The organism is Georgenia sp. SUBG003, from assembly GCF_000715355.2.
Classification (GTDB): domain Bacteria; phylum Actinomycetota; class Actinomycetes; order Actinomycetales; family Actinomycetaceae; genus Georgenia.
This window is the reverse complement of sequence record NZ_CP180204.1, coordinates 3,626,490-3,652,758: the sequence shown is the minus strand read 5'-3', so window position 1 is coordinate 3,652,758 and position 26,269 is coordinate 3,626,490. Positions and strand designations below refer to the sequence as shown.

Below are 26,269 nucleotides of genomic sequence, written 5' to 3'. Positions count from 1 at the left end.
GTGCACAGCCCTGACGAGGGTGTGTGCCAGGTGTGGGTGCGCGCGGCTAACCTCGGTCCGTGAGCACAGCCCTGTACCGCCGCTACCGGCCCGAGACCTTCCAGGAGGTCATCGGCCAGGAGCACGTCACCGAACCTCTTATGGCGGCGCTGCGTGCGGACCGGGCCAACCACGCCTATCTCTTCTCCGGGCCTCGCGGCTGCGGCAAGACGACGTCGGCCCGCATCCTGGCCCGCTGCCTGAACTGTGAGAAGGGCCCCACCGACACCCCGTGCGGCACCTGCCCGTCGTGCGTCGAGCTGGCGCGCGGCGGACCGGGCTCCCTGGACGTCGTCGAGATCGACGCCGCCTCCCACAACGGTGTCGACGACGCCCGCGAGCTGCGTGAGCGTGCCAGCTTCGCCCCGGCCCGCGACCGCTACAAGATCTTCATCCTCGACGAGGCCCACATGGTGAGCTCGCAGGGCTTCAACGCCCTGCTCAAGCTCGTCGAGGAGCCCCCCGCCCCCACATCAAATTCATCTTCGCGACGACGGAGCCGGAGAAGGTCATCGGCACGATCCGGTCGCGCACGCACCACTACCCGTTCCGGCTCGTGCCGCCGGAGCAGCTGCTGGCCTACCTCGAGCAGCTGTGCGCCTCCGAGGGCGTCCAGGTCGGTGGTGGGGTGCTCCCGATGGTGGTGCGGGCGGGCGGCGGCTCGGTCCGCGACACCCTGTCCGTGCTCGACCAGCTCATCGCCGGCGCGCAGGACACCGGTCTGGACTACGAGCGCGCGGTCGCGCTGCTGGGCTACACCGACTCGGCGCTGCTGGACGACGTCGTGGACTCCCTCGCGGCCCGTGACGGGGCGAGCCTGTTCCGGGTGGTCGACCGCGTCATCGAGTCCGGCCACGATCCGCGGCGGTTCGTCGAGGACGTCCTCGAACGGCTGCGCGACCTCGTCGTCATCGCGATGGCGGGCGACCACGCCGCGGCCGCGCTGCGCGGCGTGCCGGCGGACCAGCTCGATCGGATGCGGGCCCAGGCCCGCCACCTGGGCGCGGCGCAGCTCTCGCGGGCCGCCGACCTCGTCAACGGCGCCCTCACCGAGATGAGCGGCGCCACCTCACCCCCGTCTGCAGCTCGAACTCCTCTGCGCGCGGCTTCTGCTGCCGGGAGCCGACGAGGGGGACGCCGGCTACGGTGCCCGTCTCGACCGCCTCGAGCGTCAGCTCGTCGACGGCGGGGCCACCCTTCCGCCGCGCGCGCCGGCACTGCGGGGATCGGTCCAGGAGACTCGCGCGCCGCGGCCGGTCCAGGCGGCTCCGGCGTCGCAGACGGTCGACGCGCAGAACGACCGGGCGCCCCAGCAGGACCCCCGGACCCAGGCGCCGCAGGCCGCGCCGGAAGAACGGCCCGTACCGGCAGGGCACGCCTCCCCGGGGCCGGCTCCGTCCCGCACCCCGCGGGCCCGGCGACCACCTACCGGCCGCGCTCACGCGTGCGGCTGCGGGTGCGCCTGCGTCACAAGCTCCTGCACCTGCTGCGCCGCTGGCGCTCCTCGCTCACCGTCCGCGTCGTCGCCTCCACCGTCGTCGGCGGACTGCTGGCGCTGGCGGTCATCGGCGGCGTCCTCTCCCTGCAGATCCGCGACGGCCTCTACGACGAGCGGGTGGGGCAGATGCTCGAGGACGCGGCGCTCCGCCAGCAGGACGCCCAGCAGACCTTCGACTCGGCGACGGCGACCACCAGCCAGCAGGTCCAGTCGGTGGCCAACGCGTGGATCCGTAACCTGGACACCGCCGGCTCCGGCGCCGTCGGCGCCCTGCTGATGCGCTCGCCGGCGGAGACGTCCGCCGTGACGATCGCCGACCCGGGCACCAACACGGGCATCGACCTGCGGGCCCTGGTCACCCCCGAGATGCGCACCGCCGTCGGCACGGCGGGCGGGCAGCACTGGCAGCCGGTGAGGCTGCCCGGCCAGGCGGGCGACGCGCCGGGGGATCGTCGTCGGCTCCCCGGTCACCCTCCCGGCGGCCGGCGCGTACGAGATGTACCTGGTCTACACGCTCTCGCCCGAGGAGGAGACGATCTCCCTGGTGCTGCGGGTGCTCTCGGTCGGGGCCATCGGGCTCGTGGTGCTGCTCGGGGCGATGACGTGGGTGATCACCCGGTGGGTGCTGCGCCCGGTGAAGCAGGCGGCCCTGACGGCGGAGAAGCTGGCCGACGGCATGCTCGACGAGCGGATGGACGTGCGTGGGCGCGACGAGCTCGCCGTGCTGGGGGAGTCCTTCAACGAGATGGCCGCCTCGCTGCAGCGGCAGATCGAGCGGATGGAGGAGCTCTCCCGGCTGCAGCAGCGGTTCGTCTCGGACGTCTCCCACGAGCTGCGCACGCCGCTGACCACCATCCGCATGGCGGGCGAGCTCATCCACGACGCCAAGGACTCCTTCGACCCCGCGGTCCGGCGTTCCGCCGAGCTCCTGCAGACCCAGCTCGACAGGTTCGAGTCGATGCTCGCCGACCTGCTCGAGATCTCGCGCTTCGACGCCGGCGCCGCCGTCCTGGACGTGGAGGAGCGCGACCTGCGCGACCTGGTCGAGCACGTGGTGGAGCTCAACACCATCCTCGCCGACGCGAAGGGCTCCGACGTGCGGGTGGACGCGCCGGACGCCCCGGCCACCGCCGACGTCGACCCGCGCCGGGTCGAGCGCGTGCTGCGCAACCTCCTGTCGAACGCGATCGAGCACGGCGAGGGCCGCCCCATCGACATCACCGTCGGCGTGAACGGCTCGACCGTCGCCGTGAGGGTCCTCGACCACGGGGTCGGGATGGACGAGGAGGCGGCGGCCCACGTGTTCGACCGCTTCTGGCGTGCCGACCCCGCCCGGGCCCGCACCACCGGCGGCACCGGCCTGGGCCTGGCGATCGCCATGGAGGACGCGCGCCTGCACGGCGGCACGCTGCGGGCGTGGGGCCCGGCCGCGAGCCGCCGGCGCACGCGGCCGCCGAGCAGCAGCGCGGTGACGAGAACACCGGCGAAGGCGAGCACGACGAGGGCGGGCACGACGGCCGGCGGGGTGACGGCCCCGATGCGGCCGATGCCCTCGAAGAGGCTGAGGAACCACTCGCCCAGGCGCTGGAGCAGGCCCGGGTCGTCGGAGTAGATCTGCCTGGCGAGCTCCTCCTCCGCCCAGCGCTGCGCCTCCGCGGCGTCCGGGTCGACGGGCACCCCGGACACCGGCACGAGGGTCGGCCCCACCTCAGCGTGCCTCGGCCGCGCGGGCCAGCTCGACGTCGAGACCCTCCTTGCGCATCCGGACGTCGATGTAGACCAGGGCGAGGACCGCGGCGAGGAACGGCGTCGTGAGCGCCGAGACGAGCACGGAGATCACGGTCGAGACGATCATCGTCACGACCATGGCGGTCATGTCGGTGCCCGTGAACGCCATGCCCAGGCTGAGGGGGATCATCAGCGCGTACGAGATGACGCTGACGATGACCACCGCCAGCGCCAGGGAGCCGAAGATCCGCCAGAAGTGGCCGCGGGTCAGCGACCACGAACGGCGCAGCGACTCGAGGACGCCGGTCCGCTCGAGCATGAGGGCGGGGGCGGAGAGCGTGAGCCGCACGGCGAAGAAGGCAGCGCCGACGACGGCGGCGAGGATCACCAGGAGGACGACGATCACGGCCACGGCCGGCGCGGCGTCGCCGAGCGCGGCGACGATGCCGCCGACGAGCAGGGCCGTGAGCACCGCGATCGCCACGACCACGACCACCCACCCGACGCCGAGCAGCAGGGTGAGGCCGACGAGCCGCCAGACCTGGCCCCTCGCGTTCGCCCACACCTCGCCGACGGTGGCGACGCGTCCGATCACGGACTGGCTGACCGAGATGATCAGCAGCGCCGTCAGGACGATCGAGGCGATGTAGACGCCGATGCCGGTCGCGAGCATGCCCAGGGCGCTGCCGGCGCCGAGGGCGGAGAGCGTCTCGGGCGACGTCGTCGAGTCGAGCAGCGGGATCACCTGGCCCATGAACAGACCGAGGATCACGGCCTCGATCACGGCCATGGCGCCCATGACGAGCAGGGAGAGCCCGAACATCACCTTCGGGTTGGCCCGGATGGCCCGGAAGCCGCCGTCGAGGATCTCCCCGACGTTGAGCGGCCGCAGCGGCACGATGCCCGGCTGGGCGGCACCGCCGAAGCCGCGGGGGACGTGCTGCCCGGCGGCCGGGCCGTACTGGCCGTACGCCGGGGCGCTCTGGGGGACGGCGGCGGGACGGCGGAGCTGCGGGCCTCCGGCGAGACCGCGCGCCGGCGCGGCGCGGACGTGGCCGCCCCGGCGCTGACGCAGCAGGAGCAGCAGGTGGCACGGCTCGTCGCCGAGGGCATGTCCAACCGCGACGTCGCCGCCCGGCTCTTCCTCAGCCCGCGCACCATCGACTTCCACCTGCGGAACGTGTTCACCAAGCTCGGCGTGACGTCGCGGACGGAGGTGGCCCGGGCGCTGGCCGCGTCGTCCGACTGAGTCTCAGCCCGCCGTCCCGGCGAGGTGACGCGCGTAGCACACCGACAGCGGCTCCCCCGCGTACGGCCCGAAGTTGTCGATGCGCTCGTACCCCTCACGCTCGTAGAAGCGCATGGCGTCGGGCTGGGCCGTGCCCGTCTCGAGCAGGAGCCGCGTGACGTCGCGGCGGAGCGCCTCCGCCTCCAGGGCCCGCAGGATGGCCGCAGAGACGCCGGTCCCGCGGGCTGCCGGCTCGACGTACATACGCTTGATCTCCGCGGTGCCCGGCTGCAGCAGGCGCAGGGCGCCGCACCCGCGAGCCTCCCCCGGCGGCGTCGCGAGCCACGAGGAACACGGTGACGTCCCTGGCCGTGGGCTTGGCCCCCGGCTCGCTGTCCGAGCCGTACCGCGCGTCCAGCTCCGCGCGCTGGGCGGCGCGAAGCCGTACCCCGTCGGCGCCGTCCCACGGTTCCGCACCGACCTCGACGCTGATCACCACTGGCCTCTCCCTCGTCCCGGCAACACACGGCTCGCGACGGCAGAACCTATCGCGACGGCGGAGGGCCGGGCGCCGCGGTACCAGCGCCCGACCCACCGACGAAGCGTGCTCCCGCGACCTCCTACTGCGCGGCCACCGCGTGGAGCACGTCCAGCCGCGCCGCTCGCCGGGCCGGCAGCATCCCGGCGACGAGCCCGCCGACGGTGGCCACGGGCCACCACCAGCAGCAGCCGGTCCACCGGCCAGGCACGGGTACGGGCTCCCCACCGGAGAGCGCCCGGACGGTCGCGGCGCCGAGGCCCGCGCCGAGCCCGACGCCCAGCACGCCGGCGAGCACGGCCACGAGCGCGGCCTCCCAGCGGACCATCCACGCCACCTGCTTGCGGGTCATGCCGGTGGCGCGCAGCAGCCCGATCTCGCGGGTGCGCTCGACGATCGAGAGGGCGAGGGTGTTGGTGATGCCCAGCAGGGCGATCGCGACGGCGAGCAGCAGGAGCACCGTCACCATCCCGAGGATCTGGTCGACCGCTCCTGCCCGTGCCGCCACGGCGGCGGCCAGGTCGCGCACGTCGGCGGTGGGGAACGGCTCGAGCGCGTCGGCCACGGCCCGCTGCCCCTCCTCGGCGTCCACCCCGTCCCGCAGCCCCACCAGCAACGAGGCGTCGACGTCCTCGGTGAAGTTCTCGGCGTAGGTGTCCATGGAGATGAGGTATCCGGTGGCGAGCGCCTGGGCGTCGCCGTCGTCGACGAGCCCGACCACCTCGAGGGTCTGGTCGCCGGTGCGCGAGAAGGTGAGGGTGAGGGTGTCGCCGACCGCGAGCCCGCGCTCGGCCGCCTTCTCGGCGCCGAGGACGATGCCGCCGTCGGCCAGGGCCTCCAGGGACCCGGCGACCATGTCCACGTTCGTGACCTCGCCGATCGTGCCGGGGTCGACCGCGGTGAGCGCGCTGGTCGCGCCGGCGTCCTTCCAGTGCCCGTACCGCATCCGGGAGACGACGGCGACCTCCGGCACGTCCTCGACGGCGTGGTGGACGTCGTGCGAGAGCCCGCCGAGCATCTCGGCGCGGGCGCTCTCGACCACGAGGTCGGCGGTGACGACCTCCTCGTAGGTGCTGGCGGTCGTGGCCTTGACCGACTGGCCGAGGATGGTCATGAACGTGATGAGCGTGAGCCCGATCGCCAGCGCGGTGGTCGTGGCCGCGGTGCGGCGGGGGGCCCGGGCGGCGGACTCCCGGGCCAGGCGGCCGGTCATGCCGACGGCGTCGAGCGGGCGGCCGACCAGCCGCGCCAGCCGCGGCGCAAGCACGGGCCCGAGCAGGGTCAGCGCCACGAGTGCGGCCACGGCACCGGCCGCCACGACGGTCACGTCGGCCCCCAGGGCCGAGGACCCGACGGCGAGCGCGGCGATCCCCGCCGCGACCCACCCGAGCACGGCCCGCCGCGGGGACGGGGGCACGATGCCGCTGTCCCGCATGGCCTCGACCGGCGAGACCCTGGCGGCCTTGCGGGCCGGACCGACCGCGGACAGCACGGTCACGACGACCCCGATGCCCAGCGAGATCAGCAGCGTGCGCGGCGCGACCACGAGTCCGCCGTCGGGAAGCGCCACCCCGAAGGCGCGCGCGAGGTCCCGAAGCCCGTACCCCGCGAGGATGCCGAGACCCGTGCCGACCACCGACCCGGCGGCGCCCACCACCAGCGCCTCGCCCAGCACCGAGCGGCGCAGCTGCCGGGAGGTGGCGCCGGCCGCGCGCAGCAGCGCGAGCTCGCGGGAGCGCTGGAAGATGACGATGGCGAAGGTGTTGGCGATGAGGAAGCCGCCGACCAGCAGCGCCGCCCCCGCCATGGACAGCAGCATCACCCGGATCATCGACAGCTTGGAGGCGGCGGCCGCGGCGCCGGCGGCCACGGTGTCCTGGGCGGTGGCGAGGTCGTACTCGCCACCGAGCGCCGCCCCGACAGCGGTCTGCAGGGCGGTGGGCGTGATGCCGTCGGCGGCGACGGCCTGCACCTGGGTGACCTGGTCGCCGAGCTCGAGGAGACGCTGGGCGGTGGGCAGGGAGACCAGCGCCATGGTCGTGTCGGCCAGACCGTCCTCGGTGCCGAACCCGGCGAGGCCGACCACCTCGAGGGTGTCGACGACGTCGGCGCGGACCGTCACCTCGTCGCCCAGGGCGATGCCGTAGGTCTGCGCGGTGGCGACGTCGAGGACCACCTGCCCGTCCGCCGTCGGCTCCGTGCCCTCGCGGATCTCGAAGGCGCCGAAGGGTGCCGGCGACCAGGACGAGAGCACGGACGCCCCGGCCGGGACGAGCGGTTCGCCGTCGGCCTCGAGGAGGCCCTGCCCCGCGGCGGAGGCGGCGGCGTCGGCCACCCCGTCGACGGCACGGACCCGGTCGAGCAGCTCGGCCGGGAGCGGGTCGCGCTCGACCTCCACGCCCATGGCGGAGTCGAAGGCGGCGGCGTCACGGACGGTGAGGTCCACGCCCGCGGAGGCCGTGCGGAACTGGTCCTCGAAGAGTCTCTGGGAGGTGTCGGTCAGCACGAGGCTGCCGGTGACGAACGTGACGCCGAGGACGACGGCGAGCAGCGTGAGTGTGAAGCGGGAGCGGTGGGTGCGGATGTGCGCGAGGGTCAGGTGCCACATGTCGGATCACTCCTCGCCCGCGCCGAGGCGGGTCATCGTGGTGAGGACGGCGGCGGCGGTGGGGTCGGCGAGCTCGTCGACGATGCGGCCGTCGGCGAGGAAGACGACGCGGTCGGCGTGCGCGGCCGCCCGCGGGTCGTGGGTGACCATGACGATGCTCTGGCCGAGCTCCCGCGCCGCGTACTGCAGGAAGCCGAGCACGGCGCCACCGGAGCGGGAGTCCAGGTTGCCGGTGGGCTCGTCGGCGAAGACGATCTCTGGCCGCGCGATGAGTGCCCGCGCGACGGCGACGCGCTGCTGCTGCCCGCCGGAGAGCTCGGTGGGCCGGTGGGTCAGACGGTCGCCGAGGCCGACGACGTCCACGAGCTGTGCCATCCACTCCGGGTCGGGCCGGCGGCCGGCGAGGGTGAGCGGCAGGGCGATGTTCTCGGCGGCGGTCAGCGACGGGACCAGGTTGAACGCCTGGAAGACGAACCCGATCCGCTCGCGGCGCAGGAGCGTGCGCCGGTCCTCGCTGAGCGTCGTCAGGTCGGTGCCGCCGAGGAGCACCTCGCCGGAGTCGACGGTGTCGAGCCCGGCGAGGGCGTGCATGAGGGTGGACTTGCCGGAGCCCGAGGGGCCCATGACGGCGGTGAACCGGCCGGTGGCGATGCTCAGGTCGGCGCCGTCGAGGGCGCGGACCGCGGTCTCGCCGCGGCCGTAGGTCTTGACGACGGCGCGGGCCTCGGCGGCCACGGCGGTCCGGGTGGCACGGGTCCCCGAGCTGGCAGCGGCAGTGGGGGCGGTGGTGGTCATCTCGGTGGTCCTCTCAGCGGAAGGTGGTGGTCAGGCGGGGCGCATCGGTGCTCCCGCGGCGGATCAGCCGGCGGGTGCGGGCGGCCGCGGCCTCGTGGACGAGGTCGGCGGTGCGGTACAGGTGCAGGTCGAGCCAGGTGTCCATGGCGATCTCTCCTCGGCTTCAGCGGGTGGGGTGGCCGGTGCCGTCGATCGCGTCGACGACGTCGGCGCGGTCCACGGGACGGGCGGCGGTGACGGTGGCGACGCCGGCCGCCAGGTCGACGTCGACGGCGGCGACGCCCGCCAGGGCGCGGATCGCGCCGGTCAGGGCGTCGGCGCAGTGGCCGCACGTCATGCCGGCCACCTCGAAGGCGGTGGTGCCGACGAACGTGCGGGGCGTGCGGTGCATCATCGGGGGTGCTCCTCTCAGGTTCGTGTCCAGACTTCCGGCCGGGGCGCCCGGGTCGCGCCGGTGGAATCGCCGGGTCGGTCACCGGGATCTCGCCGGGTCTGCCGTCCCCGCGGCGCGGTGCGGGCGGATACTGACTCCGTGGAGCGGGACGCGCTGCTCGCCCGGGCCCGGACGGCGTTCGCCGACCGTCGGTGGCTCACGGCGTCCGCCGCCTTCGGCGAGGCCGAGGCGCTCCAGCCGCTCGAGCCCGACGATCTCGACCGCCTCGCGGTGTGTGCGGCCCTGCTGCACCGGCCCGACGACTACTTCGCCGTGCGGGAGCGCGCCTTCCACCGCCAGCTCGAGGCCCTGGACCAGCACGGTGCGGCCGTGAGCGCGCTGTGGATCGGCATCCAGCACGCCGCCATGGGCGACCCGGCGCTCGGCTCCGGCTGGCTGCGGCGGGCGGCCCGGCTGGCGAAGTCCGGGACGCCCGACGACCACGTGCTCGGCTACCTCGCCTTCGCCGAGACGTTCGCGGCGGCGGCGGCCGGCGACGTCGTCCGTGCCGTCGAGCTCGCGGAGCAGGCGGTGGTCACGGCCCAGCGGTACGACGACGGCGACCTCGCCGCCCTCGCCCTGCACCGGGAGGGTCTCGTGCTCATCCGCGCGGGCCGCCCCGGCGAGGGGCTGCGGCTCCTCGACGAGGCCATGGCCGGGGTCACCGCCGGGGGAGACGTCACCGATGATCACCGGCATCGTGTACTGCGAGGTCATCTCGGGCTGCTGGGCCGTCTACGACCTCGACCGGGCCGACCAGTGGACCACGGCCCTGTCCGGGTGGTGCGCGTCCCAGCCGGAGCTGCGCAACTTCGTCGGCGAGTGCCGGGTGCGGCGGGCCGAGCTCCAGCAGCTCCACGGGGGACTGGGACGGGGCCCGGGACGAGATCGTGGAGATGGAGCGCGACGTCGACGTCGACTGGGCCGGCACGGCCGTGTACGTCCGCGGCGAGCTGGACCGGCTGCGGGGGCGGTACGACGCGGCCGAGCAGTCGTTCACCGACGCAGCACGGCTCGGTCACGAGCCGCAGCCCGGGCTCGCGCTGCTCCGGCTCGCGCGCGGCAGCACCCAGGCGGCCGCGGCGATGGTGCGCCGGTCGCTCGCCGAGGTCCGCGGCCCGGGCCGGCGGGTGGCCGTGCTGGTCGCGGCGGTGGAGGTGTTCCTCGCCGTCGGGGACGACGAGGCGGCGTCGTCGGCCGTCCAGGAGCTCGACGGGCTCGCCGCCCGGCAGGACAGCGACGTGGTCCGGGCGCTCGCGGCGCAGGCGCGCGCGGCTGGCTGCCCGCCGCGCCCGCGCATCTTCGTTCCGGGGCGGACGATGGCCGCCCGGCACCCACCGGCACCCCCAGGCGGTGCCGACGTCGGTGGCGCTCGCGGCGGAGTGCGCGTTCGACCTGCAGCTCGTCGCCCCGAACCTGCCCCCGCACCCCGTGCCGGACGGGCACACCGAGGCCACCTGGCTGCGCGAGCTCACCTACCGCGGCGCCGCCGACCGGTACGGGCCGCGCGGGGCGGAGCGGGTGCCCGGCGCCTACGACATGATCGAGCACGAGCTCGAGATCATCACCGACCTCGACTTCCCCGGCTACTTCCTCATCGTCCACGAGATCGTCGAGTTCTGCAGGGCCCGGGGGGATCCTGTGCCAGGGGCGCGGGTCGGCGGCGAACTCGGCCGTCTGCTACGCCCTCGGGATCACCGCCGTCGACGCCGTGACGCACCGGTTGCTGTTCGAGCGGTTCCTCTCGCCCGGGCGCTCGGGGCCGCCGGACATCGACCTCGACATCGAGTCCGGCCGGCGCGAGGAGGTCATCCAGTTCGTCTACGGCCGCTACGGGCGCGAGCACGCCGCCCAGGTCGCCAACGTCATCTCCTACCGGCCGCGCTCGGCGGTGCGCGACGCCGCCCGGGCGTTCGGCTACGACGTCGGCCAGCAGGACGCCTGGTCCAAGACCATCGAGCGCTGGCGCTCCCTCGTCCGCCCCGACGAGGGCGGCGAGGCGTTCAGCACCCGGGACGGCCGGGCGGCCGGCCCGGCCGACGACGTCGCAGGCATCCCCGCGCCGGTGATCGAGGTGGCCGAGCAGATGCTGCGCCTGCCGAGGCACCTCGGCATCCACTCCGGCGGCATGGTGCTGTGCGACCGGCCGGTGATCGAGGTCTGCCCGGTGGAGTGGGCCACCATGCCCGGGCGCACCGTGCTGCAGTGGGACAAGGACGACTGCGCCGACGCCGGCCTGGTGAAGTTCGACCTCCTCGGCCTGGGCATGCTCACCGCCCTGCGGCTGGCGTTCGAGACCATCAACGCCCGCGGCCAGGCGGCCCGGTGGGGGATCGACGGCGACCTCGGCCTGCACAACCTGCCGCAGGAGGACCCGGCCGTGTACGACCTGCTGTGCGCGGCGGACACCGTGGGGGTGTTCCAGGTGGAGTCGCGCGCCCAGATGGCCACGCTGCCGCGGCTGCGGCCCAGGTGCTTCTACGACATCGTCGTCGAGGTCGCGCTCATCCGCCCCGGCCCCATCCAGGGTGACTCCGTCAACCCCTACATCAGCCGGCGACGCGGCCGGGAGAAGGTCACCTACCTCCACCCGCTGCTCGAGCCCGCGCTGTCCAAGACCCTCGGGGTGCCGCTGTTCCAGGAGCAGCTGATGCAGATCGCCATCGACGTGGCGAGCTTCAGCCCCGCCGAGGCCGACCAGCTGCGCAAGGCCATGGGTTCCAAGCGCTCCGAGGAGCGGATGGAGGCCCTGCACGGCCGGCTGCTGCGGGGCATGGAGGACAACGGGGTGCCGCCGGACGTGGCGGAGAAGATCTACGACAAGCTCAAGGCCTTCGCCGACTTCGGGTTCCCCGAGTCGCACTCGTTCTCCTTCGCCTACCTCGTCTACGCCAGCTCCTGGCTCAAGGTTCACCACCCCGAGGCGTTCTACGCGGCGCTGCTGGCGTCCCAGCCCATGGGCTTCTACTCCCCGCAGTCCCTCGTGGCCGACGCCCGCCGCCACGGCGTCGCGGTGCTGCGCGCCGACGTCAACGCCTCCGCGGAGCAGGCCTGCGTCCAGCCCCTGACGACGGCGGAGCTGCGGGCGGAGGCTGGCCTCGCCCGCGCGTCGCGCGGTCCAGGAGCTCGCGCACCGGCTCGCCGGCGAGCGGCCGCGCCGGGCCCGGCGACGCGGCCCCGCGGGCCTGCTACGGACGCGCTGACGGTCCTGACAGACTGGCGCCATGCGCCTCTACCTGCCGGCGACCGCCACGGACCTGGACAGCCCGACCGGGATCGCTCCTCGCTGGGCCCACGCCGTCACGGCCGCGCTGCGTGCTGAGCTGCCGGACGAGGACGACGAGGGGTTGGAGATGGCGGCGACGCTCGCCGCCGCGGACGAGTCCGTGCGCCTCATCGCCGCGGACGGATCTGTGCCGCGCAGGGTCGTGGTGGCGGCGGACGTGCCGGACGACGCCGTCGAGATTCCGGAGGTCCTGGGCGAGGAGCAGCTGCCCACCGCCGTCGAGGTCGTCTCCCCGGTGCCCTGGGGCACGGTGGTCTCGGTGCACGTGGACGAGCGGGCGGCCGCCTCCGACGTCCGGGCCGCCGCCGCGGGCGACGACGACGCGCTCGAGCGGGCCGCCGACCGTGACCTGCTCTGGTACGACGTCGTCGAGCTGGATGACCTGCGCCGCGAGCTCTCGGACGCCCGGTAGGGGCCCGCGAGACGCTCGGCCGGCACCCGCAGCCGGGCAGGGAACGGCAGCCCCGGCCGGGGGCGACACGGCAGCCTCAGCCCGGGCAGAAGCATCAGCCCGCGCGGCGCAGGGACCGCCGACCCGGCCGGGCCGCCTCAGCACCGCACGGTCAGCGTGGAGGCCCCGGACGGCAGCCTGCGGACCTCGATCCGCTCGGGGATGCGGTCCTTCAGCTCGGAGACGTGCGAGACGACACCCACGGACCGCCCGCCCTCGCGGAGGCGGGCAAGCTCGCCCATGACCGCGTCGAGGGTGGTCGGGTCGAGCGAGCCGAACCCCTCGTCCACGAACAGGGTGCCGAGCTCGACGCCTCCCGCCTCCGCGCGCACCACGTCGGCCAGGCCGAGCGCCAGGCAGAGGGACACGTAGAACGTCTCACCGCCCGAGAGGGTGTGGGGATCACGAGGAGCCTCCGTGACGTGGTCACGGACCCGCAGGCCGAGCCCGGCCTTGCGAGAACGTTGGCCGCCCTCGCGCTCGTCGATGCGCTCGAGGGTGTACCGGCCGTCCGACATGAGCGAGAGGCGGTCGTTGGCCGCGGCGACCACGTCCTCGAAGCGGCGCAGCAGCACGTACGTGGCGAGCGTGGTGTCGATCGTGTTGCCGTCCCCGGCGGTGGCGAGCGCGGCGGCACGCAGGACCGGCGCCGCCCGCCGGGCCCGTTCCTCGTGCGCGGCGAGAGCGGACAGCAGGTCGTCGGCCGCCTCGCGCGACTGGCGGCGTCGCCGCCGGCATCGTCCCCGCCGCGCACGGCAGCGACGGCGGCGGCTCGATCCGCATCCCGGCCGCGGCCTGCGGCCTCGTGGGACTGAAGCCCTCCCGCGGCCGGGTCTCCAAGGGCCCCCACGGCGTGGACGGCTCGGGACTGACCACGGACGGGGTGCTGACCCGCACGGTGCGCGACACCGCCGCCTTCCTGGACGTGCTGGCTCAGCCCTGGCCCGGCGACACCTACCTCCTGCCCGCGCCGCGCGGGACGTTCCTCCAGGCGTGCGAGAGGGACCCGGGCCGGCTGCGGATCGGCGTGCTGACGGAGCCGGTCAACGTGACCGACGCGCCGGTCCACCCCGAGGCGCTGGCCGCCGTCGGGCGTGCGGTGCGCCTGCTCGAGGGGATGGGTCACCACGTGGACCGGGCGCCGCTGCCCTTCGGCGAGGCGGAGTGGGACGCCTTCATGCCGCTGTGGTCCGTCGGCCCCCTCCAGGCGCCCCTGCCGCCCGGAGGCGAGGAACGGCTCGTCCCGCTCACCCGCTGGATGCGCGAGCTCGGCCGGTCGGTCACCGGCCGGCAGTACGCAGACGCCGTCGCGGGCGTCCAGCGTCTGACCCGGCAGACGGCGCTGGCCTGGTCGGCCTTCGACGTGATCCTCAGCCCCACGCTCGCGCAGCCGCCCGTGCCGGTCGGATCCATGCGCGACGACGCCGACCCGGCCGCCGACTTCCAGGCGCAGAAGGAGTTCACCCCCTGGACGTCCGCGTGGAACATCATCGGTGCGCCGGCGATCAGTCTGCCGCTCCACCGTGCCGTGGTCGACGGCACCGAGCTGCCGTTCGGCGTCATGCTCGGGGCGCGCACGGGCCACGAGGAGACCCTGCTGGCGCTCGCGGCCCGGCTCGAGGCCGCTGACCCGTGGCCCGCCTTCGCCCCCGGCCTGCCCGCCTGAGCAGACACGGGCCGGGTGGCTCGGCCGTGACGGGCGGCCGTCCGCCGCCGTCGTCCTGGCACGCCGTGAGGCACAGCACGACGCCGACGACGAGGACGCCCGCACGCCGCCGGGCGGCCCTCACCCGCCGAACTCCCACTCCCAGCCCGCCTCGCCGTCAGGCGCGTACACGACCACGCCGCTGTCGCTCACGGAGTCCAGGACGACCTTGCCCGTCACCGTCCGGCCCGGCTCGAGGAACGGCGGAAGGAGCTCGTCGTCGTCGAAGCAGGCCCAGGAGGCGTCGGTGACCGTGCTTCCCTGCACAGCGCCACCCGGTCCGACGATGTCGAAGGTCTCGGCCACGAGCGGCATGAAGACATCCTGGCCCCGGTCCGCTCCGGCGGCGACGTCCGCGCTGAGCGACGCGGTCACGTCGAGGACGACGAAGTGCCCGTTCGCCGGCGAGACGTCGATGCCCCGGCCGGGGCAGGTGGCCGAGACGGTCGCGGAATCGACGCTGATCTCGAAGACCGCCCTACCGTCGGTGGCGTCCGCGAGCCCGCCGGGTTCGCCGAGGTCCTTGCGGACGTGACCACGTTCCGAGAGTTCGGGGGAAGCCGCCCCGGTGCCCTCCGGCGCGCTCCGCGCCACCGCGATCCCGGACGGGGACGACGGCGGCGTGGGCGGCCGCCGCCGTCGGCCAGGGCCGGGGCGTCGGCGCGCGCCTCTGGGTCGGCCGTACGGTCCGCCCGGTCGCCGACGCCGCCCCGGCCTGCCGTGTGCGCGTGGACGGTCATGCGACCGTCCCGCCGAGGAACGCGGCGAGGCGGTCGACACCGCGTGTGCCGTCGAGGCGGTCCCGGGTGAGGCCGTCGACGGTGCGGGGGTCGCTGAGCTCGTCGACGCGGTCACGGCCGGGCGCGAGCCGGAGGCTCGCCGTGCCGAGCAGGGGCTGCAGGATCCCGTTGCTCACCGCGAACCAGCCGCACACCGGCAGGCCCCGGTTCTCCTGCTGCGTCAGGTCCAGGAGGTGCACCGCCTGCACCTGCGTCCGGTGCGCCTTCATCGCGGAGATCACCGCCGGCAGCACCGGCTTGACGTCGATGGTCAGGTCCACCTGCTCGGGCGGGACCACCAGCGAGGGCAGCTCGTGGTCCGGGGACATGGTGCCGAGGGCGTCGCGGCGCACGCCGAACTGCGGCTGGTGGTCGACCATGGTCTCGAGCCAGTGCAGGGCGGCACGGAACCGGTCCGCCGGCTCGACGACCCAGCCGACGACGGGGACGTCCCACGGCTCCGTGCCGGCCAGGGGGTCGTCGGCCTCCGTGCGCGGCGCGGCGTCGGCGGCGAGGTCGACGGCACGCATGGTGATCTGGTGCACCTGCACGTGGTCGGGATGGCCGTAGCTGCCGTGGGGCTCCTCGGTCACGACCACCTGCGGGCGGGCGCGGCGCACGACGGCGGCGAGCAGCCGCGCCGTCACCTCCACGGGAACGGACACGAGCGCGTCGGCGCCCGCCTCCGTGCCGGGGCCGTCGCTGTGCGCGCTCGTGCTCCCCGCGGCACCCCGCCCGCGTGCCCGTGCCGCCCGCCCCCCCGCGCGTCACCGCCGTCGACGGGCGGGCCTGGATGCGGGCCGCCCGGGTGGGGGCCGCGGCGTCGGTGGTGTGGGCGCTGGCCCAGCTCGGCCACCTGGTGCTCACCCTCGCCTCGGTCCTCGGCACCTTCGGCGGCCCCGAGTACGGGGCGCAGCTCCAGCAGTTCGTCACCGAGATCGAGCTCGGGCGCAACCTCATGTGGTCCACGGTGCTCACCGCCGTGGTCGCCCTGGTGGCCGCGGCCGTCGCGTCGTACACCTCCGCCGCCTGGGCGGGGGTGCTCGCGCTCGTCGCGCTCGTCCCCCTGGCCCTGACGGGCCACGCCGCCGGGGCCGCCAGCCACGAGATCGCGGTGTCCTCCTGGTGGATGCACGTCGCCGCCGTGTGCGTGTGGGCGGGCGGGCTCACCGTCCTGTGCCTCGTGGCGGGCAGGCTCGGCCGCGACCTGCCCGACGCCGCCGGGCGCTACTCGCGCGCCGCCCTGTGGTGCTACGTCATGGTCGCGTACTCCGGCGTCGTCAACTCGACCATCCGGCTCGGTTCGCCGGCCGACCTCGTCACGGACCCCTACGGCCGGCTGCTCCTCATCAAGATCGTGCTCACCGTCGCCCTCGGCGTCGCCGGCTGGGCGCACCGCCGTGCCACCATCCCCGCCATCGCTGCCGGCGCCGACGGCGGACGCCGCCCGGGCGCCGCGTTCTGGCGCCTCGCTGGCGGCGAGGTGCTCGTCATGGGCGCTGTCGTGGGCGTCGCCGTCGCGCTCGGCTCCTCCGCCCCGCCGGTGCCCCAGGAGCCCGTCACCGACGCCAGCCCCACCTTCCTCGTCACCGGCAACGCGGTTCCCCCGTTCCCGACGGCGCTCACGTACCTCACCCAGTGGCGGCTCGAGCCGGTGCTCGCGTTCGCCGCCGCGGCGGCCGTCGTGGTGTACCTGACGTGGGTGGCCCGGCTGCGTCGGCGCGGCGACGCGTGGCCGGTGACGCGGACGGTCGCCTGGGCGGCCGGGATGCTGCTGTTCCTCTGGGTCACGAACGCCGGGCCGACGGTCTACGGCTCCGTGCTGTTCAGCGCCCACATGGTCCAGCACATGCTGCTGGCGATGGTCGTGCCGATCTTCGTGGTGCTGGGGGCGCCGGTGACCCTGGCGGTCCGGGCCCTGCCGCACCGGCGGGACGGGTCCCGCGGGCCCCGGGAGTGGCTGCTGGCCCTCGTGCACTCGCGGTGGGCGGGCTTCTTCTCCAACCCCGTGGTCGCGGGCATCAACTTCGCGGGCTCGCTGGTGGTCTTCTACTACACCGCGCTCTTCGAGCTCGCCCTGACCACGCACGTGGGGCACATCCTCATGGTCGTGCACTTCACGCTGGCGGGATACCTCTTCGCCAACGCGCTCATCGGCATCGACCCAGGTCCCGCGCGCCCCTCCTACCCGCTCCGCCTGCTCCTGCTGCTCGCCACCATGGGGTTCCACGCCTTCTTCGGGATCTCGATCATCTCCCAGACCTCCCTGCTCGCCGCCGACTACTTCGGCTGGCTCGGGCTGCCCTGGGGGGGTGGACGCCCTCGCCGACCAGGAGAAGGGCGGTGCCATCACCTGGGGCATCGGCGAGTTCCCGACGCTCGCCCTCGCCATCGGCGTCGCCGTCGCGTGGGCGCAGGACGACACCCGGGCGGCCCGCCGGTCCGACCGCGCCGCGGACCGCGACCACGACGCCGAGCTGCGCGCCTACAACGCGATGCTCGCCGCCCGGGCCGGGCAGCCGCCCCAGGGCGTTCCCGGGCCCGCCGCCGGCCGGGCGGACGTCGGCACCGGCCGGGCGGACGTCGGCACCGGCAGTACGGGCGGGCCCGCGTCCACCGTCGGCCCGGGCGACGACCAGGGCGGCCGACGGCCGACTCCTGACCCGGACACCTGCCGCGGACGGCCTTCGCCCAGTACCGTTCGGGCACTGACGGGAGGCGGCATCGAGGTGGAGCTGGACGAGCGGGCGCAAGGGGCACCGGCCACGGAGCCCGACCACGGCCACAGCCACGTCGTCCGCGTGGTGAGCGGGCTCATCGGCGTCGCCGGGCTCGCGTTCTCGCTGACGGTCGTGCACCTGCCCGCCACGCACCGCGACGACCTCGCGCCGTGGTGGGTCGCCTCCGCCTTCGTCCTGGTCGGAGGGCTCGTCGTGCTGGCCGGGCTCGGTCCGCTCGCCCGTCCCCCCGCCACCGTGGTGCGCGCGGCGGCGGGCACGTGGGCCCTCCTCTTCCTCGCCGTCGTCGCGTCCGTGCCGATACTGATCGCAGGCGGCGGCGAGTCCGACAACCACCAGTCTCAGTGGCTCGGCGGCTTCGTCGGGGCCGCGCTCGCCGCGGCCGCACTCGCCTGGCGACTCAGCGTGTCGATGACGTACCTGGTGCTGGCGTGCACGCTCCTGGGGGTCGCGCGCTGGTGGGACTCCGACCGGACGGACGCGCTGGTCCCGGTGCAGGACGCGGTGTACACGGCGACGTCGGGCCTGATCGTGATGTCCGTGGTCTGGATGGTGCTGCGTGCCGCGCGGGCGGTGGACGCCGCCGCGGCGACGGACGCGGCGCAGGCCGTCACCGAGGTGCGCGCCGTCTCGCGGGCCGCGGAGCGGGAGCGGCTTGCCGCCGTCGTCCACGACGGCGTGCTCGCAGCGCTCCTCGCCGGCGCCTCCGGCACCGTGCCGCCCGGCGCCGTCGCCCCACGGACCCACGTACGTGCGCAGCCAGGTCAGGTCCTCGCGCAGCCGCTCCGCCCGCGCGCCGGCGGCAGGGGCTCGAGCGGGTCGTCCCAGCCCGCCGTCTCGGCACCGAGGCCCAGCGCCACCAGGGCGCCCTGGGCCACCCGCTCGTGGCCCTCCGTCGAGAGGTGGATGCGGTCCTCGGCCCACATGCGCCAGTCCTTCAGCGAGCGCATGCCCCAGACGTCGAGCACGTGCGCCCCGTGGCGGCGCGCGATGGTCCACAGGTGCGCGTTGAAGACTGCCACGCGCGGCCGCGTGGCCCGGACGACGGGGGAGGTGAGCGCGTCCATGCCGGTGGCGAGCAGCACGTCGGCGCCGGTGGCGCGCACCCGGGCCACCGACTCCTCGAGGAGGGCGGCCAGGGCGTCCGGGTCCGCGCCGGGGCGCAGCAGGTCGTTGCCGCCGCCCACCAGGGAGACCAGGTCCGCGCGCATCTCCAGGGCGACGGGCAGCTGCTCGGCGACGATCTCGCGGAGCAGCCGGCCCCGCACGGCGAGGTTGGCGTACTCAAGCGGGCCGTCACGGCGCTCGGCGAGGCGCCTGGCCAGCAGGTCCGCCCACCCGCGGGGAATCTCCGGGGTGGCGGGGTCGAGGTCCCAGAGCCCCTCGGTCATGGAGTCGCCGAGGGCCACGTAGCGCGCCCACCGGGCGGCGGGTGGAGGTGCGGTGCTCACAACGCGCCCTCCTCCTCCAGCGCGGCGACGGCCAGGATGACGTTGGCGCTGGACCAGGTCAGCGGCGCCACGGCCGCCGGTGCCCCGTTGGCCAGCACCTTCTCCGGGATGGCGCCCGACGCGGTGCGGTGCTCGGCCACCCAGTCGAGCCACGCCGTCGCACGGTGCGGGTGGCCGTTCTCCGCGGCCGTGAGGGCGTACAGCGTGGTCTCGGGCGTCCAGGAGATCCCGTCCCGCTTCCACCCCGCTCCCGGGGCCACGCCGCCCGCGGGCCGGGCCATCTCCTCCGTGGAGAGCAGCCACGCCTCCTCGGCCCCGGGCAGCGCCTCGGCGGTGAACGGCGGCAGGAGCATCGCCGTCGCGGTGTCGCGCCCGTCGGCGCCGAGCAACGAGGTCATCGGCGCGTCGTCGGCGTAGCGCTCGTACCCGCCGGGGCCGAAGGTCGTGGCGACCGCCGAGCGGAGCTGCTCGGCCCGCCGGCTCGCCTCCGCGGCCCGGTCCGCCGCGTCCTGGCCGGCGTAGACGACGGCGACGCGCTCGAGCCCGGCGAGCATCGGCGCGACGGTGCCCAGCGTCAGCTGGTCCTCGCGCACCTCCCAGTAGTCCGCCGACGGCGGCGGCAGGTGCGGCGCCTCGGCGGTGAGCTCGAGGACGTGGTCGGTGGCGGTGTCGATCAGGGGCCGCAGCTCCTGGAACGCCGCCCGGCGCTCGGTGTCGTCGATCTCGTCCAGCACCGTGGCGGCGGACCACAGGACCCAGCCGTTGCCGTCGAGCTGGATGCCGCGACCGTCGGGCACGCCGGAGCCGTCCGGCAGGTAGCGCGCCTGGAAGCCGCCCTCGCCGCTCTGGACGTCGCCCACGAACCGGAGCACCGCCACCGCGTCGTCGACGTGGCCGGTGCGGGCCAGCGCCGCGGCGACGAAGGAGGCGTCCCGCGGCCAGACGTAGCGCCAGCGGTCCGTCCATCCGGCCACGACGGCGCCCGGCGCCGCCTCGGTCCCGGCGCCCTCGTCGTCGAAGGTCGCCCCGGTGAGGGTGCGGATGTCCAGCAGCGCGTTCGTGACGAGCTCCTCGTACCGGGTGCCCGCGCCGGGGACGGTGCCCTCGGCGAGCCAGTCGCGCTGAGCCTGGGCGAGGGCCTCCGCGTCGGCGTCGCCGGCGTGGACGGCGAGCACCCGGGAGCCGGGCAGGTACTCGGCGGCCTCGTGGGCGCGCACGTCCGCGACCGTGCCGTCGGGCTGGAGGTGGACGCCGTCGAGGTAGAGGTCGATGAACTCCTCGGTGGTCTCGTTCACCTTCAGGTGCACCGACCACACGGCGGTGACCGCGTACACCACCACCGCGAGCGACCAGCCGACCACCCGGCGGGTGCGGCGCCGTCGGCGGGCGGCCGGCGGCGGGGCAGGGGCCGCCGTGCGTTGCTCGGGCAGGACGGCGGTGGTCACCGCAGCAGGGTACGGCAGGGCGTCGACCGTGGTTGATCCCGGGGCGGGCCCCTTACTCGGACGGTGCCGTCATGATCGGCTCGCCGTCGGGGCCGAGGACGAACCACACCCCGTTGACGTTCTGGCCGGTGGTGTCGCCCGGGGCGGCGTCGTTCTGCCAGTAGTACAGGGGCCAGTCGTTGTAGGCGGCCTGGACCGTGCCGTCGCTGCGCTCGATCGAGCCGAGCAGCGACTCGTCGACTCCCTCGCCCGCGGTCGGGGTGCCCTCGAGCGGCGGCCAGGCCACCAGGCAGTCGCCCTCGCAGGCGGAGGTGCCGGGGGAGTCCTTCGTGAACATGTAGAGGGTCATGCCCGTCCCGTCCACGAGGATCTGCCCGAGATCGGTGTCGGCGACCCCCAGCGTGGTCGCCGCCGCCGCGCTACCGTCGGTGCCGTCCGTGGTCCCGGTGGCGGGGCCTCCGGGCATGTAGCCGCCGGGCGCGGAGGTCCCGGGCGTCTCGCCACCTGTCGCGGTCGCGCCGCCTCCCGCGGCGTCGCCGCCACCGCCGCCCCCGCAGGCTGTGAGCAGGCTGCCGAGCAGGACGGTCGTCGTCAGGGCCCGCAGGCCCGTTCGTGCACGCATGGCTCCTCCGGAGGTCTCGAACATGCCGAGGTGGTGGCGGCCGGACGGCCCCGCGAACGGGCCGGACGGCGCGTCGAAGGAGGTACGTGCCGCAGGCCCCCACGGATGCGCCCGGGCGGCACGGTTCCGGCGACCGGCTCGGGCGGCGCAGCTTCCGTGGGCCGCTCCGGCGCAATCCCGGTGGCCGGCACAGACGTACCTCCGGACGTGCAGCTCTTCCCGCGGACCGACCGCGCGGCCGACGCGGCGCTGGTCGACGGGCTGGCGGTGGACCGACCCCGACGCGGCCGCGGCGTTCGTGCGGCGCTTCCAGGGCGCGGTGTTCGGCCTCGCCGTCTCGATCACCAGGGACAGGGCCCTCGCGGAGGACGTCAGCCAGGAGGTCTTCGTCCGCGCCTGGCGGGCCGCGGCGAGCTACGACGTCCGCCGCGCCTCGGTCCTGACCTGGCTGCTGACGATCACCCGCAACGCCGCCATCGACGCGGTCAGGGCGCGGCGCTCCGCACCCACCGACGCCGAGGTGCTCGAGCAGCTCGTGGACGCCACCCTGCGCCCGCCGGACCCTGAGGAGCAGGCGCTGCGCGGCGTCGACGGCGAGCGCGCGGCGCGCCGCCTGATGGAGATCCCGCCCGAGCAGGCGCGGGCCGTGGTGCTGGCCGCTGTCGGCGGGCTGACGGCCAGGGAGGTCGGCGAGCACGAGGGCATCCCGGTCGGGACGGCCAAGACGAGGATCCGCACGGGCCTGATGCGCGTGCGGCAGGCGATGGAGGACGAACGTGGCTGAGCAGCTTCGCGGCCGCGCCCGAGGCCGACCGCACCGACGACCGGCCGTCGTTCGCCGAGACCTTGTTCGGTGGGCTCTGGCCGGAGGGCGGTCCCCGCACGGCCCAGGGCGCGCTGCTCGGGTCCCTCGGCATCGGCGTCGTCGGCGCGTCGTGCTCCCCGAACGGGCGACGGGGGTCGCGACGCTCCTCGTCCTCCTCCTCGCCGGCCTCCTCGTGCTGCGCCTCAGCGCCCTGCGAAGCCGCCCCTGGACGCTGCTCTCGGCGGCGCTGTGCCTGGGACTGGGGGCGCTCACCGTGCTCAGGGCCGCGGAGTGGGTCAGCGTGCTGGCCCTGCTCGCCGCCGGCCTCCTCGTGACGACGGCGCTGACGGACGCGCGCCGGACACTGGGCGTGCTCGTCGGGCCGGCCGCGTGGGTGCTCTCGGCGGTGCGCGGCCTGCCGCTGCTCGGGCGGACCGTCACAGCCACCAGCGACCGGCGGCTCCTCTGGCCCGTGCTGCGCACGGCGGCGGTCTCCCTGGCCGCGCTCGTCGTCTTCGGCGGCCTCTTCGCCTCCGGTGACGCCGTCTTCGGCTCTTGGGTCTCCGCCGTCGTCCCGGACCTGGCGTGGGACTCGGCGATCCTCCGCACGTTCGTGCTCGTGGCCGTCGCGGGCACCGTCCTCGCAGCGTGCTACCTCGCGCTCAACCCGCCGCGGCTCGACCGCCTCGCGCTGCCCGCCGGCCGGCCCGTGCCGCGGGCGTGGGAGTGGCTCGTGCCGGTGGGCATCGTCGTGGCGGTGTTCACCGCCTTCGTCCTGGCGCAGGCCACGGCGATGTGGGGCGGTCACGACTACGTCCGCCGGCAGACCGGCATGAGCTACGCCGACTACGTCCACCAGGGCTTCGGGCAGCTCACCGTCGCGACCACGCTCACCCTGGTCACCGTGGCCCTCGCGGTGCACAAGGCACCGCGCGCGACGGCACGCGACCGGCTCGTCCTGCGCCTGGCGCTGGGCGTGCTGTGCGTGCTCACGCTGGTGGTCGTGGCATCCGCGCTGTTCCGGATGGCCGTGTACCAGCAGGCGTTCGGTTTCACGGTCCTCCGGGTGCTCGTCGACGCCTTCGAGGCGTGGCTCGGCCTCCTCGTGGTCCTGGTGATGGTCGCGGGCGTGCGCTGGTCGGCCTGGTGGCTGCCCCGGGCGGCCCTCGCGTCGGGTGCCGCCCTGCTCCTCGCCGTCGGCCTCGCCAACCCCGAGGGCTGGGTCGCCCGGCAGAACATCGAGCGCTACCACGAGACGGGGAAGATCGACACCTGGTACCTGTCGTCGCTGGGGCCCGACGCCGTCCCCGCCGTCGTGGCCGGGCTCCCCGAGGAGCTGCAGCGGTGCGCCCTGCCCTCCGGCGGGGACCCGCGGCCGGACGACCTGCTCGGGTGGAACCTCGGGCGCGCACGTGCCGCCGAGCTGGTGGGGCCGGGAGCACCGGCCGACCGGAGCGACTGCCCCTGAGCGACGTCGGGCCCGAGGCGCCGCTGGTGGCCGGGGTGGTCGACGTCGTGCGCGAGGCCGGCGTCCCGTGCTTCGGCCCCGGCCGGGCGGCCGCGCGGCTCGAGGGCTCGAAGGCCTTCGCCAAGGAGGTCATGGCCGCGGCGGAGGTGCCGACGGCCATGGCCCACGTCTGCACCACGATGGAGCAGGTCGCCGAGGCGGTGGACGCCTTCGGGCCGCCGTACGTCATCAAGGACGACGGCCTGGCGGCCGGCAAGGGCGTCGTCGTGACCGAGGACCGCGACGCCGCCCTCGCCCACGCCCGCGCCTGCCTCGCCAAGACCGACGGCGACGCCGCCACGGACGGCGAGCCGGCCGTCGTCGTCGAGGAGTTCCTCGACGGCCCCGAGATCTCCCTGTTCTGCCTCTCCGACGGCACCGACGTGGTCCCGCTCGAGCCGGCGCAGGACTACAAGCGCCTCGCCGACGGCGACGCCGGCCCGAACACTGGCGGCATGGGCGCCTACTCGCCCCTCCCGTGGGCGCCGGAGGACCTCACCGAGCAGGTGCTCGAGCGGGTCGCGCGGCCGGTGGTGCGCGAGATGGCCCGCCGCGGCACGCCCTTCACCGGCCTGCTCTACTGCGGGCTCGCGCTGACCTCCCGGGGGCTGCGGGTGGTGGAGTTCAACGTCCGGTTCGGCGACCCGGAGACCCAGGTCGTCCTGGCCCGGCTGGAGTCCCCGCTCGGGGAGCTGCTCCACGCCGCCGCCACCGGAAGGCTCGGCGAGATCGAGCCGCCGCGGTGGAGCGACGACGCGGCCGTGACCGTCGTCGTCGCTGCCCACGGGTACCCGGGCCAGGTCCGCAAGGGTGACCCGATCTCCGGCGTGGACGAGGCCGAGGAGCTCGACGGCGTCCACGTGCTGCACGCGGGAACAGCGCGCGACGGCGACGGCACGCTCGTGAGCGCGGGCGGCCGGGTGCTGAGCGTGGTCGGCGTCGGGCCGGACCTTGCGGCCGCCAGGGAGACCGCCTACGCCGGCGTGGCTCGGATCGACCTGCCGGGCTCCCAGCACCGCACCGACATCGCGGCGGGGCGCTGACGGCGAGAGCCTTCGCCGAGGCGCTGACGACGGCGGCCGGTCACCTTCAGAGGTGACCGGCCGCCGTCGTGCGTGGGCCGTGAGCCCTGGGCGTGGAGCCCGGGTCAGGACTGCTTCTCCTCCGAGCGGTCGCCCGACCACAGCGTGTGGTACACGCCCTCGGCGTCGACGCGCTGGTAGGTGTGGGCGCCGAAGTAGTCGCGCTGGCCCTGGATCAGGGCGGCCGGCAGGCGCTCGGCGCGCAGCGCGTCGTAGTAGCTCAGCGACGAGGCGAACACGGGCGTCGGGACCCCGTTGAGCGCGGCCTGGGAGACGATCCGGCGCCACGCCGCCACGCCGTTGCCCACCGCGTCGGTGAAGTACGGGTCGGCCAGCAGCAGCGGCAGGTCGGGCGTGCGCTCGTACGCCTCCGTGATCCGGTTGAGGAAGCGGGCGCGGATGATGCAGCCGCCGCGCCAGATGCGGGCCATGGCGCCGCGGTCGATGCCCCAGCCGTTCTCCTCCGAGGCCGCGGTGATCTGGTCGAAGCCCTGGGAGTAGGCGACGACCTTGGAGGCGTAGAGCGCCAGGCGCACGTCCTCGACGAACGCGTCGCGGTCCTGCACGTCCCAGCTGCCGGAGTGGGCCGGCAGGACGCCGCGGGCGGCCTCGCGCTGCGGCACGGAGCCGGACAGTGCGCGGGCGAACGTGGCCTCGGCGATGCCGGTCACCGGCACCCCCAGGTCGAGGGCGTTCTGCACGGTCCAGCGGCCGGTGCCCTTCTGCTCGGCGCGGTCGAGCACGACGTCGACGAACGCCCTGCCGGTCTGCGGGTCGGTGTGCCCCAGCACCTCCGCGGAGATCTCGATGAGGAAGGACTCGAGGTCGCCGGAGTTCCACTCCTCGAAGATCTTGCCGATCTCGGCGGCCGACGCGCCGAGGCCCTGCCGCAGCAGGTCGTAGGCCTCTGCGATGAGCTGCATGTCCGCGTACTCGATGCCGTTGTGGACCATCTTGACGAAGTGGCCGGCGCCGTCGGGCCCGACGTAGGTGCAGCAGGGCACGCCGTCGACCTTGGCGGAGATGTCCTCGAGCATCGGGCCGAGGCGGTCGTAGGACTCCCTGGTGCCGCCGGGCATGATGGACGGCCCGTTCAGCGCGCCCTCCTCGCCGCCGGAGACCCCCGAGCCGACGAAGTGCAGGCCCTTCTCGCGCAGGGCGTTCTCGCGGCGGATCGTGTCGGGGAAGTGGGCGTTGCCGGCGTCGACGATGATGTCGCCGGGCTCCATGTGCTCGGCGAGCTGGTCGATGACTGCATCGGTCCCCGGGCCCGCCTTGACCATGATGACCGCGACGCGCGGCCTGGAGAGCGAGGCCACGAAGTCCTCGACCGACTCCGACGGGATGAAGACCCCGTCCTCGCCGTGCTCGGTGACGAGCTTCTCCGTCTTGGCCCAGGAGCGGTTGTGCACCGCCACCTTGTGGCCGTGGCGGGCGAAGTTGCGGGCGAGGTTGGAGCCCATGACCGCCAGTCCGGTCACACCGATGTCGGCGGTGCCGACGGGCTTCTCCGATGCCATTTGCGTGTTTC

At 74.9% G+C, this 26,269-nt stretch carries 22 protein-coding genes and 4 pseudogenes; 10 read left to right on the top strand and 16 right to left on the bottom strand.

All coding sequences use genetic code 11. The features are described from left to right. Window positions 1-59 precede the first annotated feature (59 nt). Window positions 60-1,457 (top strand): annotated as a pseudogene (locus DA06_RS19165) (DNA polymerase III subunit gamma and tau); the annotation flags it as partial. 20 nt (window positions 1,458-1,477) lie between these two features. Here the strand turns inward: DA06_RS19165 and DA06_RS19160 are convergent. Next, entirely contained in the window at window positions 1,478-2,008 is a 531-nt protein-coding gene (locus DA06_RS19160) for a hypothetical protein (protein ID WP_418608345.1), read from the bottom strand. Window positions 2,009-2,033: 25 nt separating this feature from the next. On the opposite strand from DA06_RS19160, the gene mtrB reads away from it, so the two are divergent. After that, window positions 2,034-3,149, top strand: a complete 1,116-nt coding sequence (mtrB, locus tag DA06_RS19155; protein WP_418605756.1) for an MtrAB system histidine kinase MtrB — start codon at window positions 2,034-2,036, stop codon at window positions 3,147-3,149. A 96-nt stretch (window positions 3,150-3,245) separates the two neighbouring features. On the opposite strand, the gene DA06_RS19150 is transcribed toward mtrB, so the two are convergent. Continuing rightward, window positions 3,246-4,163, bottom strand: a complete 918-nt coding sequence (locus tag DA06_RS19150) for a glycerophosphoryl diester phosphodiesterase membrane domain-containing protein (protein ID WP_418605755.1) — start codon at window positions 4,161-4,163, stop codon at window positions 3,246-3,248. A 39-nt stretch (window positions 4,164-4,202) separates the two neighbouring features. On the opposite strand from DA06_RS19150, the gene DA06_RS19145 reads away from it, so the two are divergent. Then, a complete protein-coding gene (locus tag DA06_RS19145; RefSeq protein WP_418605754.1) occupies window positions 4,203-4,514 on the top strand; it encodes a helix-turn-helix domain-containing protein in 312 nt (103 codons plus the stop codon). 3 nt (window positions 4,515-4,517) lie between these two features. Here the strand turns inward: DA06_RS19145 and DA06_RS19140 are convergent. The 6 genes and pseudogenes from DA06_RS19140 to DA06_RS19115 form a co-directional block, all read right to left on the bottom strand. Beyond that, a pseudogene (locus DA06_RS19140) lies at window positions 4,518-4,986 on the bottom strand (GNAT family N-acetyltransferase). Between the two features lie 127 nt (window positions 4,987-5,113). Then, window positions 5,114-7,639, bottom strand: coding sequence for an ABC transporter permease (locus DA06_RS19135; RefSeq protein WP_043503169.1), 2,526 nt, complete (start codon window positions 7,637-7,639; stop codon window positions 5,114-5,116). Window positions 7,640-7,645: 6 nt separating this feature from the next. After that, window positions 7,646-8,434, bottom strand: coding sequence for an ABC transporter ATP-binding protein (locus tag DA06_RS19130; RefSeq protein WP_043503168.1), 789 nt, complete (start codon window positions 8,432-8,434; stop codon window positions 7,646-7,648). 13 nt (window positions 8,435-8,447) lie between these two features. Next, window positions 8,448-8,579, bottom strand: coding sequence for a hypothetical protein (locus DA06_RS19125; protein WP_418605753.1), 132 nt, complete (start codon window positions 8,577-8,579; stop codon window positions 8,448-8,450). 18 nt (window positions 8,580-8,597) lie between these two features. Next, on the bottom strand, window positions 8,598-8,828 hold the full coding sequence (locus tag DA06_RS19120) for a heavy-metal-associated domain-containing protein (protein ID WP_052436986.1): 231 nt from the start codon (window positions 8,826-8,828) through the stop codon (window positions 8,598-8,600). A 78-nt stretch (window positions 8,829-8,906) separates the two neighbouring features. Next, window positions 8,907-9,584 (bottom strand): hypothetical protein, encoded by a 678-nt coding sequence (locus DA06_RS19115; protein WP_052436985.1) that lies wholly within the window; start codon window positions 9,582-9,584, stop codon window positions 8,907-8,909. Between the two features lie 556 nt (window positions 9,585-10,140). Between DA06_RS19115 and dnaE the strand changes: the two are divergent. Then, a pseudogene (gene dnaE, locus DA06_RS19110) lies at window positions 10,141-11,934 on the top strand (DNA polymerase III subunit alpha); the annotation flags it as partial. 157 nt (window positions 11,935-12,091) lie between these two features. After that, window positions 12,092-12,565, top strand: a complete 474-nt coding sequence (locus tag DA06_RS19105; RefSeq protein WP_043503163.1) for a DUF6912 family protein — start codon at window positions 12,092-12,094, stop codon at window positions 12,563-12,565. Window positions 12,566-12,702: 137 nt separating this feature from the next. Here the strand turns inward: DA06_RS19105 and DA06_RS19100 are convergent, their stop codons facing one another. Continuing rightward, window positions 12,703-13,179: an SbcC/MukB-like Walker B domain-containing protein gene (locus tag DA06_RS19100; protein WP_418605752.1), complete on the bottom strand. Its 477-nt coding sequence runs from the start codon at window positions 13,177-13,179 to the stop codon at window positions 12,703-12,705. A 161-nt stretch (window positions 13,180-13,340) separates the two neighbouring features. Between DA06_RS19100 and DA06_RS19095 the strand changes: the two genes are divergently transcribed. After that, window positions 13,341-14,270: an amidase gene (locus tag DA06_RS19095; protein ID WP_418608099.1), complete on the top strand. Its 930-nt coding sequence runs from the start codon at window positions 13,341-13,343 to the stop codon at window positions 14,268-14,270. Between the two features lie 120 nt (window positions 14,271-14,390). Here DA06_RS19095 and DA06_RS19090 read toward each other — a convergent pair whose 3' ends face one another. Together DA06_RS19090 and DA06_RS19085 are read right to left on the bottom strand one after the other, a co-directional pair. Further along, the gene (locus tag DA06_RS19090; protein WP_418605750.1) at window positions 14,391-14,903 is read right to left on the bottom strand and encodes a hypothetical protein; all 513 of its coding nucleotides are present in this window, start codon (window positions 14,901-14,903) and stop codon (window positions 14,391-14,393) included. Window positions 14,904-15,045: 142 nt separating this feature from the next. Then, on the bottom strand, window positions 15,046-15,753 hold the full coding sequence (locus DA06_RS19085; RefSeq protein WP_418605748.1) for a PIG-L family deacetylase: 708 nt from the start codon (window positions 15,751-15,753) through the stop codon (window positions 15,046-15,048). Between the two features lie 80 nt (window positions 15,754-15,833). Between DA06_RS19085 and DA06_RS19080 the strand changes: the two genes are divergently transcribed. Beyond that, entirely contained in the window at window positions 15,834-17,750 is a 1,917-nt protein-coding gene (locus DA06_RS19080; RefSeq protein WP_418605747.1) for a cytochrome c oxidase assembly protein, read from the top strand. A 417-nt stretch (window positions 17,751-18,167) separates the two neighbouring features. On the opposite strand, the gene DA06_RS19075 is transcribed toward DA06_RS19080, so the two are convergent. From DA06_RS19075 to DA06_RS19060, 4 genes are read right to left on the bottom strand one after another with little or no spacing between them, the layout of a single operon-like run. Then, entirely contained in the window at window positions 18,168-18,539 is a 372-nt protein-coding gene (locus DA06_RS19075; protein WP_418605746.1) for a hypothetical protein, read from the bottom strand. A 51-nt stretch (window positions 18,540-18,590) separates the two neighbouring features. Continuing rightward, entirely contained in the window at window positions 18,591-19,277 is a 687-nt protein-coding gene (locus DA06_RS19070) for an SGNH/GDSL hydrolase family protein (RefSeq protein ID WP_052436983.1), read from the bottom strand. Continuing rightward, window positions 19,274-20,722: a hypothetical protein gene (locus DA06_RS19065; RefSeq protein ID WP_052436982.1), complete on the bottom strand. Its 1,449-nt coding sequence runs from the start codon at window positions 20,720-20,722 to the stop codon at window positions 19,274-19,276. The genes DA06_RS19070 and DA06_RS19065 overlap by 4 nt, the downstream gene beginning before the upstream one ends. 52 nt (window positions 20,723-20,774) lie before the next feature. After that, window positions 20,775-21,344 carry a hypothetical protein gene (locus DA06_RS19060; protein WP_418605745.1) on the bottom strand — a complete coding sequence of 190 codons (570 nt, stop codon included), beginning with the start codon at window positions 21,342-21,344 and terminating at the stop codon, window positions 20,775-20,777. A gap of 298 nt (window positions 21,345-21,642) precedes the next feature. On the opposite strand from DA06_RS19060, the gene DA06_RS19055 reads away from it, so the two are divergent. The 3 genes and pseudogenes from DA06_RS19055 to purD all read left to right on the top strand — a co-directional run bounded on the left by DA06_RS19055 (window position 21,643) and on the right by purD (window position 24,699). After that, entirely contained in the window at window positions 21,643-22,128 is a 486-nt protein-coding gene (locus tag DA06_RS19055; protein WP_052436980.1) for a sigma-70 family RNA polymerase sigma factor, read from the top strand. Further along, window positions 22,121-23,407, top strand: a pseudogene (locus DA06_RS19050) (DUF4153 domain-containing protein); the annotation flags it as partial. The gene DA06_RS19055 and the pseudogene DA06_RS19050, both read left to right, overlap by 8 nt. Window positions 23,408-23,421: 14 nt before the next feature. Then, the gene (gene purD, locus DA06_RS19045; RefSeq protein ID WP_418608098.1) at window positions 23,422-24,699 is read left to right on the top strand and encodes a phosphoribosylamine--glycine ligase; all 1,278 of its coding nucleotides are present in this window, start codon (window positions 23,422-23,424) and stop codon (window positions 24,697-24,699) included. A 104-nt stretch (window positions 24,700-24,803) separates the two neighbouring features. On the opposite strand, the gene gndA is transcribed toward purD, so the two are convergent. Next, complete coding sequence (gene gndA / locus DA06_RS19040; RefSeq protein WP_043503133.1) at window positions 24,804-26,258, bottom strand: NADP-dependent phosphogluconate dehydrogenase; 1,455 nt, start codon at window positions 26,256-26,258, stop codon at window positions 24,804-24,806. Window positions 26,259-26,269: the final 11 nt, after the last annotated feature.

What these genes read in the sequence shown, in the direction of transcription:
- mtrB (WP_418605756.1), top strand. Translation starts at nt 2,034, where the DNA reads ATGTACCTGGTCTACACGCTCTCGCCCGAGGAGGAGACGATCTCCCTG.
- DA06_RS19135 (WP_043503169.1), bottom strand. Translation starts at nt 7,639, where the DNA reads ATGTGGCACCTGACCCTCGCGCACATCCGCACCCACCGCTCCCGCTTC.
- DA06_RS19130 (WP_043503168.1), bottom strand. Translation starts at nt 8,434, where the DNA reads ATGACCACCACCGCCCCCACTGCCGCTGCCAGCTCGGGGACCCGTGCC.
- DA06_RS19125 (WP_418605753.1), bottom strand. Translation starts at nt 8,579, where the DNA reads ATGGACACCTGGCTCGACCTGCACCTGTACCGCACCGCCGACCTCGTC.
- DA06_RS19120 (WP_052436986.1), bottom strand. Translation starts at nt 8,828, where the DNA reads ATGATGCACCGCACGCCCCGCACGTTCGTCGGCACCACCGCCTTCGAG.
- DA06_RS19115 (WP_052436985.1), bottom strand. Translation starts at nt 9,584, where the DNA reads ATGACCTCGCAGTACACGATGCCGGTGATCATCGGTGACGTCTCCCCC.
- DA06_RS19105 (WP_043503163.1), top strand. Translation starts at nt 12,092, where the DNA reads ATGCGCCTCTACCTGCCGGCGACCGCCACGGACCTGGACAGCCCGACC.
- DA06_RS19060 (WP_418605745.1), bottom strand. Translation starts at nt 21,344, where the DNA reads ATGCGTGCACGAACGGGCCTGCGGGCCCTGACGACGACCGTCCTGCTC.
- gndA (WP_043503133.1), bottom strand. Translation starts at nt 26,258, where the DNA reads ATGGCATCGGAGAAGCCCGTCGGCACCGCCGACATCGGTGTGACCGGA.